Raw genomic sequence first — 16,069 nt, 5'->3', positions numbered from 1 at the left:
TGTGCGTTGCAACTCCGAAGTCTGCAGGCCAATGCCGACAATTGTTGGTAATCGATACCGTCGCAGACGTTCCATGAAGCCAGCCCATGACAAGCAGCAGCACGGCGGCAGCCGCGGGATCCCGGTGAAGCAGGACCTGCGGCAGGAGCATCCAGACCATCAGTCCATAGAGCAGGCCCGACATGCCGACATCGTCGCTCACGTGAGCCGAGGTGAACCACAACAGCAAAGAGACCAGAACGGCCAGAGAGCCCATGCAGGGCCTGTGCATTTAGGCCCTGTAAGCCGAATCACAAATAAATAACAATCATTCTCAATTACATCTATAATCGGCTTTACATTTCTTCGCATGCCAGCATGATTTCCTGACACAAGCCAGCCAGCGAACCGACTGCATCGTTTGGTTGTCTGTCATGCTGAGCTCTCCGTATATCTGCTTTTCCTCGCCAAGGGTGATTCACCCGCGCTTCGTCGTTGCAGCTCCTGTCTGCGGCAATCCTTGCCGCCCAGCTCCAGCGCATCAGGAGGCGGTATGAAAGCCACATCGCCCCTTTTTCACTACCGCCTTGCGATTGCCTCGCGCAGTTTGGCTGCCGTCCTTGGAGGCTATGCGCTGGCCGCATTCAGTACGGCGGCCCTGAGTCTTCTGCTGAGTTCCCTGATGGGCCGCGTGGAGGCGGTGATGACCGCCACCTTGCTGTCCTGGGTCATCTACGCCATGGCTATTGCCTGGACCTTCTATGCACGCACGGCGTGGCTTGCCTGGGCCGGTGTACTCCTTCCTGCCCTAGCCCTAAGCGCAGCGCTGTATGGGCCATTGTGGTTGGGGGTGGAAGCATGACCACCCCTCAAACCAAGACAAGCGCCAAAACCACGCGCCAGCCCGAGCAGGAGGGTTTTCGCCAGGCCATGTCCTGGCTGCATACCTGGTCGGGACTGATTCTGGGCTGGCTTCTGTTTGCGATTTTCGTCACCGGCACGCTGAGCTTCTTCAAGAACGAATTCAATCTGTGGATGCGACCCGAGCTGCATGGCCTGCCACCGTCCGACAGCGACGTTGCACAACGCGCCCAGGCAGCGCTGCATGAGCACGCGCCGGGCGTCAGCAACTTCATCATGCGTCTGCCCGATGAACGCACGCCGGCCGTCAATGTACTGTGGCGCGACAAGCCCAACAGCCGCTTCGATACCTTGCTGCTGCACCCGCAAACCGGTGCCGCACTGCAGGCCCGAGAGACCGCCGGCGGAGAATTTTTCTACCGCTTCCATTTCGAGCTTCGCACCGCTCACAAGGGGCGCTGGACGATCCAGGGCCGCTGGGTGGTGGGCGCGGCGACGCTGATGATGTTCATTGCCTTGCTGACCGGCGTGGTCACGCATCGCCGCATCTTCAAGGACTTCTTCACCTTTCGCCCGCGCAAGGGCGGACAGCGCGCCTGGCTGGACGCACACAACGTCTCGGGGGTACTGGTGCTGCCGTTCTATCTGATGATCACCTTCAGCGGTCTGATGATTTTTCACGCCATGTATATGCCGGCCGGCATAGTCGCCGCCTACCCTGGCGCGAAAGGAACGGATTCGCAAAGCTATTTCTCCGAGTTGCAGGGCGATGTTCCCGGTGCGCGCAGCGCCAGGCGTGGCAGCAACGCACAGGCCGAACCCCTGCCCATGCTGGATCTGGCCCCCATGCTGAGCCAGGCCAGTCAGCTGTGGCGGGGCGGTCGTGTCGGCAGCATCACCGTGCGCAGCGACAGCCAGGGCCCGCTGGTGGAGATCACCCGCCACGACGGCGACAGGCTGCAATACGGACCAGCGCGGCTGCGTTTCGATGGCCGCACCGGCCAGCTGCAAACCCAGGTCGATCCGCAAAGCCCGGCCATCAAAACCTATGGCGTGCTCTATGGCCTGCACCTGGGGCGCTTCGCCGACATCGGGATGCGCTGGGTGCTGTTTGGCTTTGGCGTCATGGGTTCGCTGATGATTGCCTCGGGCCTGATACTGTGGTCGGTCAAGCGCCGCGCCCAGGCCCTGCGCAAGACACCTGCCGCCCCCCTGCCCTTTGGCGAACGGCTGGTGGCAAGTTTCAATATCGGCCTCATGGGTGGTCTGCCGCTGGCGATCGCGGCCTATCTGCTGGCCAACCGGCTGCTGCCATTGGAGATGCCAGGCCGCCCCGATGCCGAACTGTCCTGCTTCTTCGGCACCTGGGTGCTGGCCTTGCTGCTGGGTCTGATCCGGCCCACGCGCCAAGGATGGGCACTGGTGCTGGGCATGGCCGCCACCGCATACCTGCTATTGCCTTTGGTCAATGCCTTGACCACCTCAACGCATCTAGGCGTCAGCCTGCCGGCCATGGACTGGAGCTGGGCCGGCATGGATCTGAGTTTTGCGGTCACGGGGCTGATGCTTGCCGCCCTCACCCGGCATCTGCTGAAACACAGGCCCCAGCCCGCAGCCAGACATGCGCCCCCCGCCAAGGCCGCGGCAACCCCTGGACGCAAGCCCGGCTCCCAAGGGATCCCTGGCGACAACACTGCGCAGGAGGCATAGCAATGCTGCTCGACTTTCTGTTGTGCTTTGCCGCCTGGACGGCTCTTGCCCTGGCCATGGAACGACACCATGAAGACGCTTGGCCGGATATCGAGAGTGAAGCTCCCGCCGCAGTACTGCGCCGCCAGCGCCTGTTCCAAGCCGGCTGGCTCCTGCTGGCCTTGTCACTGGGCATTGCTCTGGGCTTTCCGGGCGCAACCACCACTGCCATGTCGGCCACCGTGTGGACGGCCGCTCTTTGCCTGGCGGCTCTGGCCGCCTCCAGCATGGCGACCTGGCAAGCGCAGCGCCTGCCTCTGTTTGGCTTGATGGCACTGGCGCTGGGAATACTGGTTTTTACCTTCGACCGCCTCGGTCCTTGACGGACTGCACTCAGAACCCGCAGGGGCCACGAATCAGAGAGTCGCTGAGCATCAATGACTGAGAACCCAGGCAGCTATTGATGCAACAGGCATCCCGATCATGACCGGGCAAGGACATTGCATGCGCATCGCGATGCAGCAGCCGCCTCGGCCCTTGCCTGGCTGGCCGTGGCCAATCGATTGAACAAGAGGTGCAAGAAAAGAGTACAGGGCCATACAAGAGATCAACAGGCTCTCTTTTCTTGGAGTCCAGACCGGTGCTTGAGTCTGGATATCGGGCAGAAGACCTTCACTCGTGCAGAGCAATTCATTCACCTATCCAGCACCCAAGGAGATTTTCATGCGCAATTTTTATCATCCCATTGCTCTCGCCACTCTGCTGCTTGCCAGTCTGGGCACAGCCCATGCTCATCAAGTCTGGCTGGAGAACGATGGCGGCCAGGCCCAGTTGTTTTTTGGTGAGTTCAATGACAACCTGCGCGAGACTTCGCCCGGGGCGCTGGACAAATTTCTGGCCACGCCCACGCTGGCCCAGCAAACAGCCGGCGGCACGCAGCAACTGAGCGGCCGGCGAAATGCCACGGGTTTCAGCTACAACGCGGCAAGCCAGGCCCAAACCCTTTTTGCCAGCGCCTCCTATCCCTTGATTGACCGCAGCAAGCGCAATGAGCCAGCTTTGCTGTGGGTACCTGCGGCCCGCTGGGTAGCAACGTCGACACAGGCCGTGGCCGTCAATGCCCAGGCCCTGGATTTGGTGCCCACGGGCCAGCCGGGCCAATTCATGGTGAGCTTCAACGGTCAGGCCCTGCCCAAGGCCAAGGTGCAAATCGTCGCCCCCTCGGGCTGGTCGCGCGAGGCACAAAGCGACGAGCAGGGCCGGGTCAACTTTGCCCTGCCCTGGAAGGGCCTGTACGTGGCCGAAGTACATCACAGCGACAAGCAAGGCGGCGAAGCACAAGGCAAGCGCTATGGCGAGGCCAGCTATGTGACCACGTTGAGCTTCAGCGTCAAGGACGGCATGCCATCCCCCGCCCTGCCGTCTGCCATCAGGCCCTGACGCAGCCCCCCATTCACTCCGGCAACCGCTCCGACCACCCCTGGTGGTCATTGTCCGTGACCATCTATTTGACAGCAGCACCATGAACCACCCATTCCCCGGCATACCCAGCCGACCATCGCTGGCCTTGCTCAGCGCCCTGGCCTGCCTGAGCCTGGGCACTCAGGCACAGACCTCGCTTCCCGCACACAGCGCAGACGGCAGTGCCGAAGTCATGCTGGCCCCCGTTACCGTGCAAGACAGCCTGGCCGGCGAAACAGCCACAGGTCCGGTCAGCGGCTTTGTCGCCCGGCGTGCGATCTCGGCCACCAAGACAGATACGCCCCTGATCGAAACGCCGCAATCCATCAGCGTAGTCACGCGCGACCAGTTCGAAGCCCAGGGCGTGACCACACTGCGCGAAACCACACGCTACACGGCGGGCATCAACTCCAGCTATTTCGACAACCGCGTGGACTCTTTCAAGGCCCGCGGCGGCGATGTCAGTCAGTACCAGGACGGGTTGCTGCGCACTTACGGCACCTACAACAACATCAAGGTCGAGCCCTACACGCTGGAGCGCGTGGAATTCCTGCGCGGCCCCTCCTCCGTGCTTTATGGCCAGGGCAGCGTGGGCGGTGTGCTCAACCTGACCAGCAAACGCCCCCAGGCCGAGCGCATGCGTGAGGTGCAGATACAGCTGGGCAGCCACGGCCGCAAACAGATTGCCAGCGACATGACGGGCGCCATGGACGACGAAGGAAAGTGGCTCTACCGACTGGTGGCCGTTGGCCGCGACAGCAACACCCAGGTCGATCATGTCAAGGACAACCGCGTGGTGATTGCGCCTTCGCTGACCTATCGTCCCAGCACCGATACTTCGCTGACGCTGCAAGCCCTGTACCAAAAGGACAAGAGCGGCTCCATCACCCAGTTCTTTCCCTGGCAGGGCACGCGCCTGCCCAGCCCCTATGGGCAGATTCCGACAAACACCTTTATCAGCGAACCGGGCTGGGACAAGTACGACTCCGAAAACAAGTCCTTTGGCTATCTGTTCAGCCATCGTCTGAGCCCTCAATGGACACTGCGTCAGAACCTGCGCCGCACCATCAGCGAGGTGGACTACCGCACGCTCTACACCAGCTTTGCAGCCAACGCAGCCACGGGCCGTCCGGCACGTCCGGTGTTTGACGCCAACGGCCGCACCGTACAGCGCGATGCCGTATGGCAGATCAATGGCGGACGCATGCTGCTGGTCGACACGCAGCTCGAAGGGCTGCTGCAAACCGGTGAGGTTCAGCACCAGCTGCTTGCAGGCATGGACTGGCAGCGCAACACCAGCAACCAATCCAGCTGGCGCGGGCCAGGCACGGCACTGGATGTCTACAACCCCGTGTATGGCACGTTCACGCCGCCCTCGGCCTCCCGGCTGCTACGTGCGCCCAACGTGTCACAGCGCCAGCTCGGTTTCTATCTGCAGGACCAGTTGCGTTGGGGCCCCTGGACCGCGACAGTAGGCTTGCGTCACGACAAGGCCAAAACCGAGACCGAAGGTCGCCCGGCAGCGGCTGCCGACGACTCTGCCACCACCAAGCGCCTGGGTGTGACCTATCAGGCCGGTGGCGGCTGGGCTCCGTATGTCAGCTACACGGAGTCCTTCCAGCCACTGGGCGGCGTGGACTTCTACGGCACGCCGTTCAAGCCCCAGCGCGGCAAGCAGTTGGAAGCCGGCGTGAAATGGATTCCCGAGGGCAAAGGCATTTCTGGCTATGCCGCGGTTTACGGCCTGCGCGAACAGAATCGCAAGACCAATGATCCGGGCAACCCGCTCAACAGCCTGCAACTGGGCGAGGTCAAAACCCAGGGCTTTGAAGCCGAGCTGATCGCAAGCCTGGCCAGAAACTGGGACTGGACGCTGGCCTATGCCTATACCGACGCAAAAATCAGCCGCAGCAACGCTGGCGACCAGGGGCAGCGCGTGGCCTCGGTATCGCGCCATATGGCCTCCAGTTGGCTGATGCATCGATTTGCCGCTCAGGGCCGCGGAGGCTGGAGTCTCGGCGCCGGTCTGCGCTATATCGGACCACAGTGGAGCGGCACCTCTGCCATCGACACGCCCTCGTCCCTGCTGGCAGACGCGATGGTGGCCTATGACGCCGGCGACTGGCGCCTTGCCCTGCATGCCAACAATATCGGCGACAAGGTGGTGATCACCCAATGCCTGTCGCGCGGCGACTGCTTCTACGGCGAACGCCGCAACTTTCTGCTGACTGCCACCTATCGTTACTGAACGGGCAGGCAATGCGAACAATGTCCAGCCGCCACCATGAAATCCGAGGCGAAGGCGTCAAAGACACCCTCTCTTCAGTTTGTGAGGTCGGCTGGCGAGGCAGGCTGCGCTTGATTGAAGTGCCGCACGCAAGCGGCTGGAGAACCTCATTTCAGCGCAGCAAATTCGTTTCTGAGCGCCTTGGTGCTGCGCTGATAGGCGCGCGGTGGCAAACCGCACCAGCGCTTGAAGGCGCGGGCAAAAACACGCTCTGACTCGTAGCCGCAATCCTCGGCGATCTGGGCCAGCGGCAAACCCGATTCCAGTTGCTGGGCTGCATGGGCCATACGCTGCTGCTGCAGATAGGCCATGGGCGATTCTCCAACCAGCGCCTTGAATTTTTCGGCAAAGAGCGAGCGTGACATGGCCGCCTCCCTGGCCAGGGCCTGCAAGGTCCAGCCATGGCTGGGGCGGCCGTGAATGGCGGCCATGGCCCGGGCAATCTGCACATCGGCCAGGCCGCGCACCCAGCCTTGACCGCGCTGCTGCTGTGCGGCGAAATGGTTGCTGAGCACGTGGATCAGGACCAACTCACCCAGGCGCGCGGCGGCCAAACGCCAGCCGGCGCGTCGCGCCAGCGAGTCCTCTATCAGAGTCTGCAGCATATTGCCCAGCATGGCCGGTGGAGCGGCCTGCGCTGCAGGTATGTGCAGCAGCGGCGGCAGCAGAGTCAATATGGAGTGCCGGCAGTAGGCCGATATCCAGAGCAGCACCGAATCGATGCGGGTCTGGGCCCCGCCTCCGCCATGCTCGAACGTCAGAGGATTCTCGTCCTTCGGACCCTGGGCATAGCGTTCGATCATGCGTGCGAACGGAACCGGTGCCAGGGCGAGGTCCGACGCAATTACGTGCGGACTGCCCAGCGGCAACACCACCAGATCGCCAGGCAAGACCTGCAACGGTGCCTGGCCTTGTACTTGCAGCCAGTACGGCTGCCCCTGGGCGATGCGGATCATGGTCCCCGGCACTCCCTCGGACGCCAGCGCCCAAGGCTCACCCAATGAAAAGCTGGCCGTCACCGCGCGCTCGGCTCGGCAGATGGCCAGCACGTCGCTTAAATGGTCGCTGCTTTGTTTCATGGAGGATTCCGGACGATTTGTGTCATTTTATGGATGCTTTGCGCTTCACGTGACAGGCGGCCTTGTCGACACTGGCTGGCACCGTATGCGGGCTGCCTGCGCAGCCCGGAACGAGCAAACCATACCCATATCAAGGAGCAAACATGTCCAAGACACGATTGAAAATAGGCATTGTGGGCGGCGGCATTGGTGGCCTGGCCGCCGCCAACGCACTGCACCGCAGCGGACACGAGGTGACGGTGTTCGAGCAGAGCCGGCAATACCTGCGCGTGGGCGCCGACATCAATCTGACGCCCAATGCCGTACGCGCGCTAGACGGACTGGGCGATGGCATTGCGGCTGCCGTACGGGCTTCGGCAGCCCGCCCAACGCACCGTATCAGCCGCACCTGGGACAACGGCGAGGAAACATCGCGCCTGACCATGGGCAATGAGGCCGAGCGTCAATACGGTGCGCCACAACTCACCATCCATCGCGCCGATCTGCTGGCTGCGCTGGCCGACGCCTTTCCCCATGAGCAGGTGAAGTTCGCCAAACGCGTCAACCGGATTGTGCAAACCGATGCCGGTGTTGCCGTGGAATTTTCCGACGGCGCGCGAGTCGATGGACTGGATGCGCTGATAGGCTCGGACGGGATTCATTCGGTGGTGCGCACATCCCTGTTTGGCGCAGAGAGCCCACGCTTTACCGGTGTGGTGGCGTTTCGCACCGTGGTGCCCACCGAGCGCGTGCGCCATATTCCCGATATCGGGGCCTTCACCAAATGGTGGGGACCGACTCCGGACAGCCAGATCGTGACCTTTCCGCTCAATCAGGGCCGCGACACCTTCATCTTCGCCACCACGGCGCAGGCATCCTGGCATGAGGAATCCTGGACCACCGAGGGCAGCGTGGCCGAACTGCGCGGCTTTTATGCCGGCTTTCATCCACATGCACGAGCCTTGCTGGATGCGTGTGACAGCGTGCTCAAGACGGCTTTGTATGAGCGCGACCCGCTGCCGCACTGGTCGCAGGGGCGAGTGTCGCTGCTCGGAGATGCCTGCCATCCCATGATGCCGTTCATGGCCCAGGGTGCCGGCATGGCGATCGAAGATGCCGTGGTACTGGCCCGCAACCTTGATGCACTGCAGGATGCCGAAGGCGTTGCGCAAGCCTTGCAGAACTACGAGGCCATGCGCAAGCAGCGCACCAGCCAGATCCAGATAGGCTCGCGAGGCAATAACTGGCTGCGTGCCGGAGGCAATGCCGACTGGGTCTATGGCTATGACGCGTGGCAAGTTGCTTTGACGGCCGAGCCGGTTGCCTGCTCTACCTGAACGGCAGTACACCCCGGCAGTGTTGCCCTGCGCAGCGCCTTCGGGGGTCGATGGTGCGGTCTTGAGCGGGCATCGTGGCGCTGTCGGCATCCGGCGAAAAGCCACGGTGCATGGCTGGCAGCCGCCCATGCCTGGCTTGGCCCATTGCATGAGCCTGCCTCTGCCCATGAGCAAGAAGACAGGTGTCTGCGGGAGCGCATCTGCCATGGCGGATCCGGATCTCGCCAAGCGCTGCTGACTTGCGAGACATGTCAGAGGACGGTGACGAGCGGCCTCGGAAGCCAGGCGAGAAAGTATTGGCCTGTGACTTCCGGCCGCTGCTTTGGAAGTTGCGGACCCCGGCCCTCATTCTCAAATGGCGCATCAACCGGCGAAGCACATTTAATGTGCGGATGACCCCGCCTGCAGCATGCGGAAATTCGTGCGTCTATATGTGTTGCAACAGCATCCTGGCGGTTGTCCAACACAGGGCCGCAGGAACTATTCCAGACCTGCTTCATCCTCGCCGGACAAAGCGCCTGCTTTCTCGCAATGTGCACGCAAGCGCATCAGCGCGTTGTACATGGCATTGCGCTCATCTTCAGGCAATGCCCGAATGGCGGCAGCCTGGCTGGCACGCGCCAAGGGCATGACCTGTGCATGCAGGGCCTCGCCCTGTTCGGTGACCTGACAAAAAATCTTCTTGCGCGGCGTATTGCCTTCACCCTGCAGATCCACCAGGCCTTTGGCTTGCAGCCGCTTGAGAGCGCGGCTCACCAAGGCCTTGTCCGAGGTGGACTGAATGACCAGATCCGAGAAGGCCAGCCGCTTCGAGTGGGCAATCAAGGCCAGCAAGCGCCACTCAGAGACCGTCAGATCGTGCTTTTCGGCGTAGGGCACGGTAATCGTGCGCCGCAGAGCATTTCCCACCTGGCTCATCAAGGTGGTGATGAAGTCGTCCACCGTCAGTCCGTCGCCTTGCGCATTGAGCTGCGACCAGGGCGTTTCGCATGTTTTCTTGTTCATGCGCCATTGTTCCATCCGAATTAACAAATTCAGATGTCAATAGTGAAAACGGCAATTTGATCGATCAACTATAAGCGTATAACTCCGTTTATTGTTTCTCTACAGATTCAATGTTTCATTAATGAAACAAAAAGATTGCGCACAAGATTTATACCCACGGCCCAAGGAGAGGCGACCATGTCAGTTGATAGACGCCAGTTTTGCTTTACCGCTCTTGCCTGCGGCACGCTGCTTGCGCAGCCGGTGCTTGCCGAAGAGAGTTATCCCAGCAAGCCCATCACGGTGATCGTGTCCTACCCGCCGGGCGGGGATACCGATGCAATCGCCCGCCTCTTTGCCGACAAGCTCAGTCACAGGCTCAAGCAGACAGTGCTGATCGACAACCGCCCGGGTGCCGGCGGGGCGATAGGCAACGGCATGGTGGGGCGTGCACGCTCCGATGGCTACACATTGCTGTTCACTCCCAACCCCTTCACCACCGCCCCCCTGGTCATGAAGCTGTCGGGCGCTGCAGCCTACGACGTACTCAAGGGCTACGAAGCCATCATCAACACCGCCACCCAGCCCCTGGTGCTGGTCACGAGCCCCAAGCTCGGTGTCAAAAACCTGCCCGAGCTGATTGCCCGGGTCAAGAGTGGCGCCACCGTCTCCTATGCCAGCCCCGGCGCCGGCTCACCCATGCACATCGCCGGCGAATGGCTGAACAAGGCCGCTGGCGTCAAGTTGTCCCATGTTCCATACCGCGGCGTCGGCCCCTCGGTGACCGATGTCGTGGCCGGCCATGTCGATACTGCCTGGGTCACTTTCGGGCCTGTGCGCCAGTATCTGGACTCCGGCAAGCTGGTGGCGCTGGCCATCGGCGATACCAAGCGCTCATCGCTGGCACCTGCCGTTCCGACATTGACCGAGCTGGGCTACAAGGATGTGGTGGTCAGCGCCTGGAACGGCTTCTTCGCGCCGAAAAAGACTCCGGCAGCGGTAATCAATCTGCTCAACGAGCACCTCAATGCCATTTTGCGTGAGCCCGAAGTCGTGGAAAAACTGGCTGTCTTCGGCGCCCTGCCTGCGGGCGGGTCGCCCAAGGTGCTCAGCGATCTCAATCAACGCGAGTACATGGTGATGGGCAAAGCCATCAAGGAACTCGGCATCGTGGCCGAGTGACACCAATGAATCGTTCAGGCCCAGTCCTGGGCGATTCCAACAGACCTCTATATGACTGAAGTGGCACAAGCCTCTGGTCCGCAGCGACCCGGGGCCTTCCGCTGCGAGGTACGGATATGACATCTGCTCTTTCATCTCGATCCACGCTGGGCATGGATACTCCACAGGTGACGGCCAAGGCCAAAGTGCTTGGTCGGGCCATCTACGCAGGAGATCTCAAGCTTGCCGGCATGCTGCATGGCAAGGTTCTGCGCAGCCCTTACCCGCATGCGCGCATCGCTCGCATAGACACCACCGAGGCGCGCGCGCTGCCTGGCGTCAAGGCGGTTCTGACCGGCGAGGATGCGCCCGCCAATCTTTGGGGGGCGCATCACAAGGAGCGCGCCGTCCTGGCCAAAGGCGTGGTGCGTTATTGCGGCGAAGAGGTGGCCGCCGTGGCCGCTGTTTCCGAAGAGATCGCACGCGACGCGCTGGATCTGATTCGGGTGGAATATGAAGAACTGCCGGCCATTCTGACGCCCGAGGAAGCCATGGACGAGGAAGCCTTCGGCATCCATCCAGGGCGCAACAATGTGGGCCACCATATCCAGTTCGAGCGCGGTGACGTGGAGGCAGGTTTTGCCGCTGCGGATCTGATTCACGAAGCCACCTACACCACGCATTCTCAATACCCCGGCTATATGGAGCCCATGGCTACGGTGGCCTCGCTGGACCCCGATGGCCGGCTTGTGCTCTATACCTCGACCCAGGCAGTGAATCTGGTGCGCATGCAGGTGGCCATGACCCTTGGTCTGCCCATTTCCCGCGTGCGCGTGATTCAGGCCGCGACCGGAGGTGGCTTCGGCGGCAAGATCGTGGAGGACGACAACCAGTTGCTTGCCGGCCTGCTGGCTCTGCATACCCGACGTCCGGTGCGGCTGGTCAACAACCGCCTGGAGGACTTCCAGGCCGCATGTGCCAGCGTGCCCGAGCGCATCACCCTCAAGCTGGGCATGCTCAAGGACGGCAGCATTGTCGCCAAGCAGGTTCGCATCATTGCCGAATGCGGTGCATATGCAGGCCTTGCCGGTGATGTGATGCACGTCAGTGCCATGCGCAGCGACAACATGCACCGCAATCCCAATGTGCGTTCTGAAGCAACGCTGTACTACACCAACAATCCGCCACGCGGTGCCTTCCGGGGCTTTGGCGGAACCCAGATGCAGTTTGCGCTCAACAGCCATATCCACACCATGGCGGAGAAACTGGGCCTGGACCCGGTGCAGGTGCACAAGATCAACGCGCTCAAGGCCGGTGATGTCTCGATTCACGGCTGGCATATCGGCAGCACAGGACTGCTGGAGTGCATAGACATGGCAACCGAGGCCATAGGTTGGGCAAGCAAACGCCAACGCGTCAAGGCCAGCGGCATCAAGCGCCGCGGCGTGGGCATGGCAGCGGCCATGCATGTGAGCGGCAACCGCACCATCGGCAACTGGGATGGATCGACGCTGGTCATCAAGATCAATGAGGACGGTCGAGTCTTCCTCATCAGCGGTGAATGCGATATGGGCCAGGGGGCGAGCACCATGCTCAGCCAGATCGTGGCCCATGAACTGGACCTGCCTCTGGCTGATATTCATGTGCTTGCGCCCGACACCGATGTCGCACCGGTGGCCGTGGGCACTCTGGCTTCACGCGTCACCATGTCGGGCGGCAACGCGGCCATCATCGCCGCGCGCAAGGCGCGGAAAGAGTTGCTGAGCCTGGCTGCCGAGCGCCTGGGTGCATCGCACGACGCGCTGACGCTGAAAGGCGGTGCCGTCTATGTGAGCGCGGAGCCTGAACGCCGCAGCACCGTGGCCGAGCTGGCGCGCCAGCATATCTGGCGCCATGGTGGAGGTGGTATCCAGGTCGCCGGGACCTGGGACCCCAAGACCGTCATGCATGACGACAAGCTCTACGGCAATATCGCCGCTGCCTACTCCTACGCCGCCCAGGCCGTTGAAGTTGAAGTGGATATCGAAACCGGCCAGGTCAGCGTCATCGACAGCTATGTCGCCGACGACTGCGGCAAGGCGCTCAACCCCACTGCGATTCACGGCCAGACCAATGGCGCCACCGTTCAGGCCATAGGCTGGACGCTGTATGAGCAGTTGCACTACGAGGGCGGGCGCCTGGCGAACGGCAATTTCGCGGACTACAACATGGCCACCGCCGATGCGGTTCCCATGCTGCGCGGCGGCCTTGTGGAATCCAACGATCCCAACGGCCCCTATGGCGCCAAGGGTGCCAGCGAAACAGCCATCCTGCCCGGCGCGCCAGCCATAGCCAACGCCGTCTATGACGCGATTGGCGTGCGCATCACCGATCTGCCCATCACCCCGGAAAAAGTGCTGGCTGCATTGCGCGACAAGCAGCGGCAAGGAGCAAGCCATGCGTGAATTTGATTTTGCGGAGCCCTGCTCGGTTGCGGAGGCCAGCCAGATGCTTGCCGAGTACGGTGACGATGCACGCATCATCGCGGGCGGGTCGGCGCTGATGCTGGCCATGCGCCAACGCATGCTTGCGCCCACGCACCTGATCTCGGTGGCGAGGCTGCCCCGGCTGCATGGCATCGATTTCGATCCGCACCAAGGTCTGCGTATCGGGGCCATGAGCCGCCACATCGATGTGGCTCGCTCCGAGCTCGTGAAAGCGCATGCCCCGGTGCTGGCCCGGATGGCTGCCCAGGTGGCCAATCCACAGGTGCGCAACCAGGGCACGATTGGCGGCAATCTCTGTTATGCCGACCCATCCACGGACCCGCCCGGCTGTCTGATGGCCCTCGACGCCTCGGTCGTGCTGGGCAGCACACGCGGAGAACGCGTGTTGTCGATGGAAGAGTTCCTGGTCGACTACTACACCACGGCCATGGAGAGCGATGAGCTACTGCTGGAAATCCGGGTGCCGCTGCAGGCGCCCGGCACCCAGGGGGAATACACGCGCTTTCTGCGCACGGCAGCAGAGCACCGCCCCCTGGTCAGCGTGGCCCTGGTCGTGCAAAGAGAAGGGCAGATATGTCACCAGGCACGTCTGGCTGTGGGCGCATCCACGCCCATTCCCACCAGGCTGCGCCGTGCCGAAGACTGCTTGCGCGGCAAGACCGTGAATGCGCATCTCGCTTCAGAGGTCGCAAGCATCGTGGCCGAGGACATCCAGCCGGTCTCCGACCTGCGCGGCAGCAGCGAGTTTCGCCGCGCCATGGTGCGCACGGTGACCCGCCGCACGGTGGCCACGCTGTTCGGAATCGATATCAATGAAGGAGTTGCCGCATGAGCACGCATCGCATCGAATGCCAGGTCAACGGCGAATCGCACAGCGCCGAAGTCGCGTCACGGCGACTGCTATCGGATTTCCTGCGGGACGACCTGCACCTGACCGGCACCAAGCGGGGTTGCGAGACCGGCACCTGCGGCGCCTGCTCGGTGCTGCTGGACGGTGAAGTCATCAAATCCTGTCTGATGCTGGCCGTGCAGGTTCAGGGGTGCAGCATCACCACCATCGAAGGGCTGGCCGCCAACGAGCAGCTGCACCCCCTGCAGAAGAACTTCATGCAGTGCGGCGGCCTGCAATGCGGCTACTGCACGCCGGGTTTCATCATGGCCTCCTGCGACCTGCTCAAGAACACGCCCCAGCCCAGCTGCGAGGAAGTGCGCCACGGCCTCAGCGGCAATCTCTGCCGTTGCACCGGCTACACCCAAATCGTCGAATCCGTGCTGCATGCGGCACAGGAGATGCATCATGGAAATTGAAAAAACCCTGACCGTTTCAGCCCCTCCCCAGCAGGTCTGGGATCTGCTCCTCAATCCCCAGATCATGGCCGGCGCCGTGCCCGGGATGAAGTCCATCGATGTCATCAGCCCCACGGAATACGTGGCGGAGATGCACCAGAAGATTTCCTTCATCAGCGCCAAGTTCAAGCTCAAGACCAGGATCGTCGAGCAGAAGGCTCCGGAATACATGCGCGTGGAAGGCACCGGCGAGGATGCCTCGGTGGCCAGTTCGCTCAAGCAGACCAGCGAAGTGTTCCTGACGCCTGCTGCCAACGGCGGCACCGATCTACGGATCAAGGTCAATGTCGACGTGCTGGGCCGCCTGGGCGCCTTCGGCCTGTCGGTCATGAAAACCAAGGCCGACCGTCTCTGGGAAGAGTTTGGCAGCAATCTGGCTGCTCGCATCGAGGCTGGTGGCTTGATCGTTGATGCAGCACCACATTCCTCCGCCTACCCCTCGACAGCGCCCACCATGCCTTCATTGGCCAAGCAAGCTGTTGCGAGCCCTGAGATCAAACCTGTCGCCGCATCGACCATCTCCTCTAGCGCAGCACCGCAGGGACAGATGGAAGCAGCCATCACAGCCTCGACACAGGACACATACAGCGAAGCCGGCTGGTGGGCCCGCATCTTCGGAGGTGCCCGCAATACACGCCGCGCCGGCCAGGTCATACGCGTAGAAGTGCGTCAGATGGACAAGACGATCTGTGTCGAGTGGCCTGCCACAGCTGCATCCGAATGCCGGGAATGGCTCCAGTCTCTGCACAAGTAAGCACTGCTTTTTTTTGCACCGACCAGCAAGGAGGCTCACGACTCAATAGCTCAATCACATCAAGCCACGCATGCAAAAAATACTGAACGACATTAAAAATTGGAGACATTCATGCTGAAGAAGGTAGCGAGCGCCATTGCGCTTCTGGGGGTGGGAGGATTGGCACATGCACAATCGTCCGTACAGATTTACGGCATCATGGACACGGCCGTCGAAACCATGAACAACGTGGGCGCAACCAAGTCCAGCCTCACACGCATGCCCAATCTGGCGGGCAGCGTTCCATCGCGCCTGGGCTTTCGCGGCCGCGAGGATCTGGGAGGCGGATTGAGCGCATCCTTCACGCTGGAGATGGGTATCGGCCCCGACAGCGGAGCTCTCAATCAGGGCGGTCGCGGTTTCGGCCGCCAGTCCTTCGTCAGCCTCAACGGCCCCTGGGGATCGCTGGGGCTGGGCCGTCAGTACACCATGCTGTTCTGGTCCGTACTCGACGCTGACGTGATCGGTCCGAGTCTGCACAGCATGGCCAGTCTGGACAACTACTTTCCCAATGCACGTGCCGACAATGCGATCTCCTACAAGGGCACCTTCTCGGGCCTGACGGTCGGCGCAACCTATAGCTTCGGCCGCGATGCCGTCAATGCGGGCCCCAGTCCCGGCGGTAC

The 16,069-nt window shown here is 62.1% G+C and carries 14 protein-coding genes; 12 read left to right on the top strand and 2 right to left on the bottom strand.

Going from position 1 to position 16,069, the window contains the following annotated elements; all coding sequences use genetic code 11:
• Nucleotides 1-532 precede the first annotated feature (532 nt).
• The 5 genes from JAO85_RS00070 to JAO85_RS00050 all read left to right on the top strand — a co-directional run bounded on the left by JAO85_RS00070 (nt 533) and on the right by JAO85_RS00050 (nt 6,238).
• Nucleotides 533-841: a DUF3649 domain-containing protein gene (locus JAO85_RS00070; RefSeq protein ID WP_202787195.1), complete on the top strand. Its 309-nt coding sequence runs from the start codon at nt 533-535 to the stop codon at nt 839-841.
• A complete protein-coding gene (locus JAO85_RS00065; RefSeq protein WP_202787194.1) occupies nt 838-2,550 on the top strand; it encodes a PepSY domain-containing protein in 1,713 nt (570 codons plus the stop codon). Before JAO85_RS00070 ends, JAO85_RS00065 begins: the two co-directional genes overlap by 4 nt.
• Before the next feature lie 2 nt (nt 2,551-2,552).
• Nucleotides 2,553-2,912, top strand: coding sequence for a DUF3325 domain-containing protein (locus JAO85_RS00060; RefSeq protein WP_202787193.1), 360 nt, complete (start codon nt 2,553-2,555; stop codon nt 2,910-2,912).
• A 340-nt stretch (nt 2,913-3,252) separates the two neighbouring features.
• A complete protein-coding gene (locus JAO85_RS00055) occupies nt 3,253-3,969 on the top strand; it encodes a DUF4198 domain-containing protein (RefSeq protein WP_202787192.1) in 717 nt (238 codons plus the stop codon).
• Between the two features lie 82 nt (nt 3,970-4,051).
• Nucleotides 4,052-6,238: a TonB-dependent siderophore receptor gene (locus JAO85_RS00050; protein WP_202787191.1), complete on the top strand. Its 2,187-nt coding sequence runs from the start codon at nt 4,052-4,054 to the stop codon at nt 6,236-6,238.
• A 146-nt stretch (nt 6,239-6,384) separates the two neighbouring features.
• Here the strand turns inward: JAO85_RS00050 and JAO85_RS00045 are convergent, their stop codons facing one another.
• The gene (locus JAO85_RS00045; RefSeq protein WP_202787190.1) at nt 6,385-7,356 is read right to left on the bottom strand and encodes an AraC family transcriptional regulator; all 972 of its coding nucleotides are present in this window, start codon (nt 7,354-7,356) and stop codon (nt 6,385-6,387) included.
• Between the two features lie 143 nt (nt 7,357-7,499).
• Between JAO85_RS00045 and JAO85_RS00040 the strand changes: the two genes are divergently transcribed.
• On the top strand, nt 7,500-8,672 hold the full coding sequence (locus JAO85_RS00040; protein WP_202787189.1) for an FAD-dependent monooxygenase: 1,173 nt from the start codon (nt 7,500-7,502) through the stop codon (nt 8,670-8,672).
• 480 nt (nt 8,673-9,152) lie between these two features.
• Here the strand turns inward: JAO85_RS00040 and JAO85_RS00035 are convergent, their stop codons facing one another.
• Nucleotides 9,153-9,677 (bottom strand): MarR family winged helix-turn-helix transcriptional regulator, encoded by a 525-nt coding sequence (locus JAO85_RS00035; RefSeq protein ID WP_003061480.1) that lies wholly within the window; start codon nt 9,675-9,677, stop codon nt 9,153-9,155.
• A 177-nt stretch (nt 9,678-9,854) separates the two neighbouring features.
• Here JAO85_RS00035 and JAO85_RS00030 point away from each other — a divergent pair, with 177 nt between their 5' ends.
• From JAO85_RS00030 to JAO85_RS00005, 6 genes are all read left to right on the top strand, one after another.
• A complete protein-coding gene (locus JAO85_RS00030) occupies nt 9,855-10,838 on the top strand; it encodes a tripartite tricarboxylate transporter substrate binding protein (RefSeq protein ID WP_202787188.1) in 984 nt (327 codons plus the stop codon).
• A gap of 116 nt (nt 10,839-10,954) precedes the next feature.
• Entirely contained in the window at nt 10,955-13,261 is a 2,307-nt protein-coding gene (locus JAO85_RS00025) for a xanthine dehydrogenase family protein molybdopterin-binding subunit (RefSeq protein ID WP_202787187.1), read from the top strand.
• The gene (locus tag JAO85_RS00020; RefSeq protein ID WP_202787186.1) at nt 13,254-14,135 is read left to right on the top strand and encodes a xanthine dehydrogenase family protein subunit M; all 882 of its coding nucleotides are present in this window, start codon (nt 13,254-13,256) and stop codon (nt 14,133-14,135) included. The genes JAO85_RS00025 and JAO85_RS00020 overlap by 8 nt, the downstream gene beginning before the upstream one ends.
• A complete protein-coding gene (locus JAO85_RS00015) occupies nt 14,132-14,611 on the top strand; it encodes a (2Fe-2S)-binding protein (RefSeq protein WP_054075362.1) in 480 nt (159 codons plus the stop codon). Before JAO85_RS00020 ends, JAO85_RS00015 begins: the two co-directional genes overlap by 4 nt.
• Nucleotides 14,601-15,404 carry an SRPBCC family protein gene (locus JAO85_RS00010; protein ID WP_054075361.1) on the top strand — a complete coding sequence of 268 codons (804 nt, stop codon included), beginning with the start codon at nt 14,601-14,603 and terminating at the stop codon, nt 15,402-15,404. The genes JAO85_RS00015 and JAO85_RS00010 overlap by 11 nt, the downstream gene beginning before the upstream one ends.
• A gap of 111 nt (nt 15,405-15,515) precedes the next feature.
• On the top strand, nt 15,516-16,069 hold a 554-nt coding region (locus JAO85_RS00005), incomplete at its 3' end, for a porin (RefSeq protein WP_202787185.1).

This window comes from Comamonas sp. NyZ500 (genome assembly GCF_016772095.1).
GTDB classification, from domain to species: domain Bacteria; phylum Pseudomonadota; class Gammaproteobacteria; order Burkholderiales; family Burkholderiaceae_C; genus Comamonas; species Comamonas thiooxydans.
This window is presented reverse-complemented; position numbering and strand designations above follow the sequence as displayed.

Excerpts from the sequence above, each read along its gene's own strand:
- JAO85_RS00045 (WP_202787190.1), bottom strand. The coding sequence starts at position 7,356 with ATGAAACAAAGCAGCGACCATTTAAGCGACGTGCTGGCCATCTGCCGA.
- JAO85_RS00030 (WP_202787188.1), top strand. The coding sequence starts at position 9,855 with ATGTCAGTTGATAGACGCCAGTTTTGCTTTACCGCTCTTGCCTGCGGC.
- JAO85_RS00025 (WP_202787187.1), top strand. The coding sequence starts at position 10,955 with ATGACATCTGCTCTTTCATCTCGATCCACGCTGGGCATGGATACTCCA.
- JAO85_RS00070 (WP_202787195.1), top strand. The coding sequence starts at position 533 with ATGAAAGCCACATCGCCCCTTTTTCACTACCGCCTTGCGATTGCCTCG.
- JAO85_RS00015 (WP_054075362.1), top strand. The coding sequence starts at position 14,132 with ATGAGCACGCATCGCATCGAATGCCAGGTCAACGGCGAATCGCACAGC.
- JAO85_RS00035 (WP_003061480.1), bottom strand. The coding sequence starts at position 9,677 with ATGAACAAGAAAACATGCGAAACGCCCTGGTCGCAGCTCAATGCGCAA.
- JAO85_RS00055 (WP_202787192.1), top strand. The coding sequence starts at position 3,253 with ATGCGCAATTTTTATCATCCCATTGCTCTCGCCACTCTGCTGCTTGCC.
- JAO85_RS00010 (WP_054075361.1), top strand. The coding sequence starts at position 14,601 with ATGGAAATTGAAAAAACCCTGACCGTTTCAGCCCCTCCCCAGCAGGTC.
- JAO85_RS00040 (WP_202787189.1), top strand. The coding sequence starts at position 7,500 with ATGTCCAAGACACGATTGAAAATAGGCATTGTGGGCGGCGGCATTGGT.
- JAO85_RS00060 (WP_202787193.1), top strand. The coding sequence starts at position 2,553 with ATGCTGCTCGACTTTCTGTTGTGCTTTGCCGCCTGGACGGCTCTTGCC.
- JAO85_RS00065 (WP_202787194.1), top strand. The coding sequence starts at position 838 with ATGACCACCCCTCAAACCAAGACAAGCGCCAAAACCACGCGCCAGCCC.
- JAO85_RS00050 (WP_202787191.1), top strand. The coding sequence starts at position 4,052 with ATGAACCACCCATTCCCCGGCATACCCAGCCGACCATCGCTGGCCTTG.
- JAO85_RS00020 (WP_202787186.1), top strand. The coding sequence starts at position 13,254 with ATGCGTGAATTTGATTTTGCGGAGCCCTGCTCGGTTGCGGAGGCCAGC.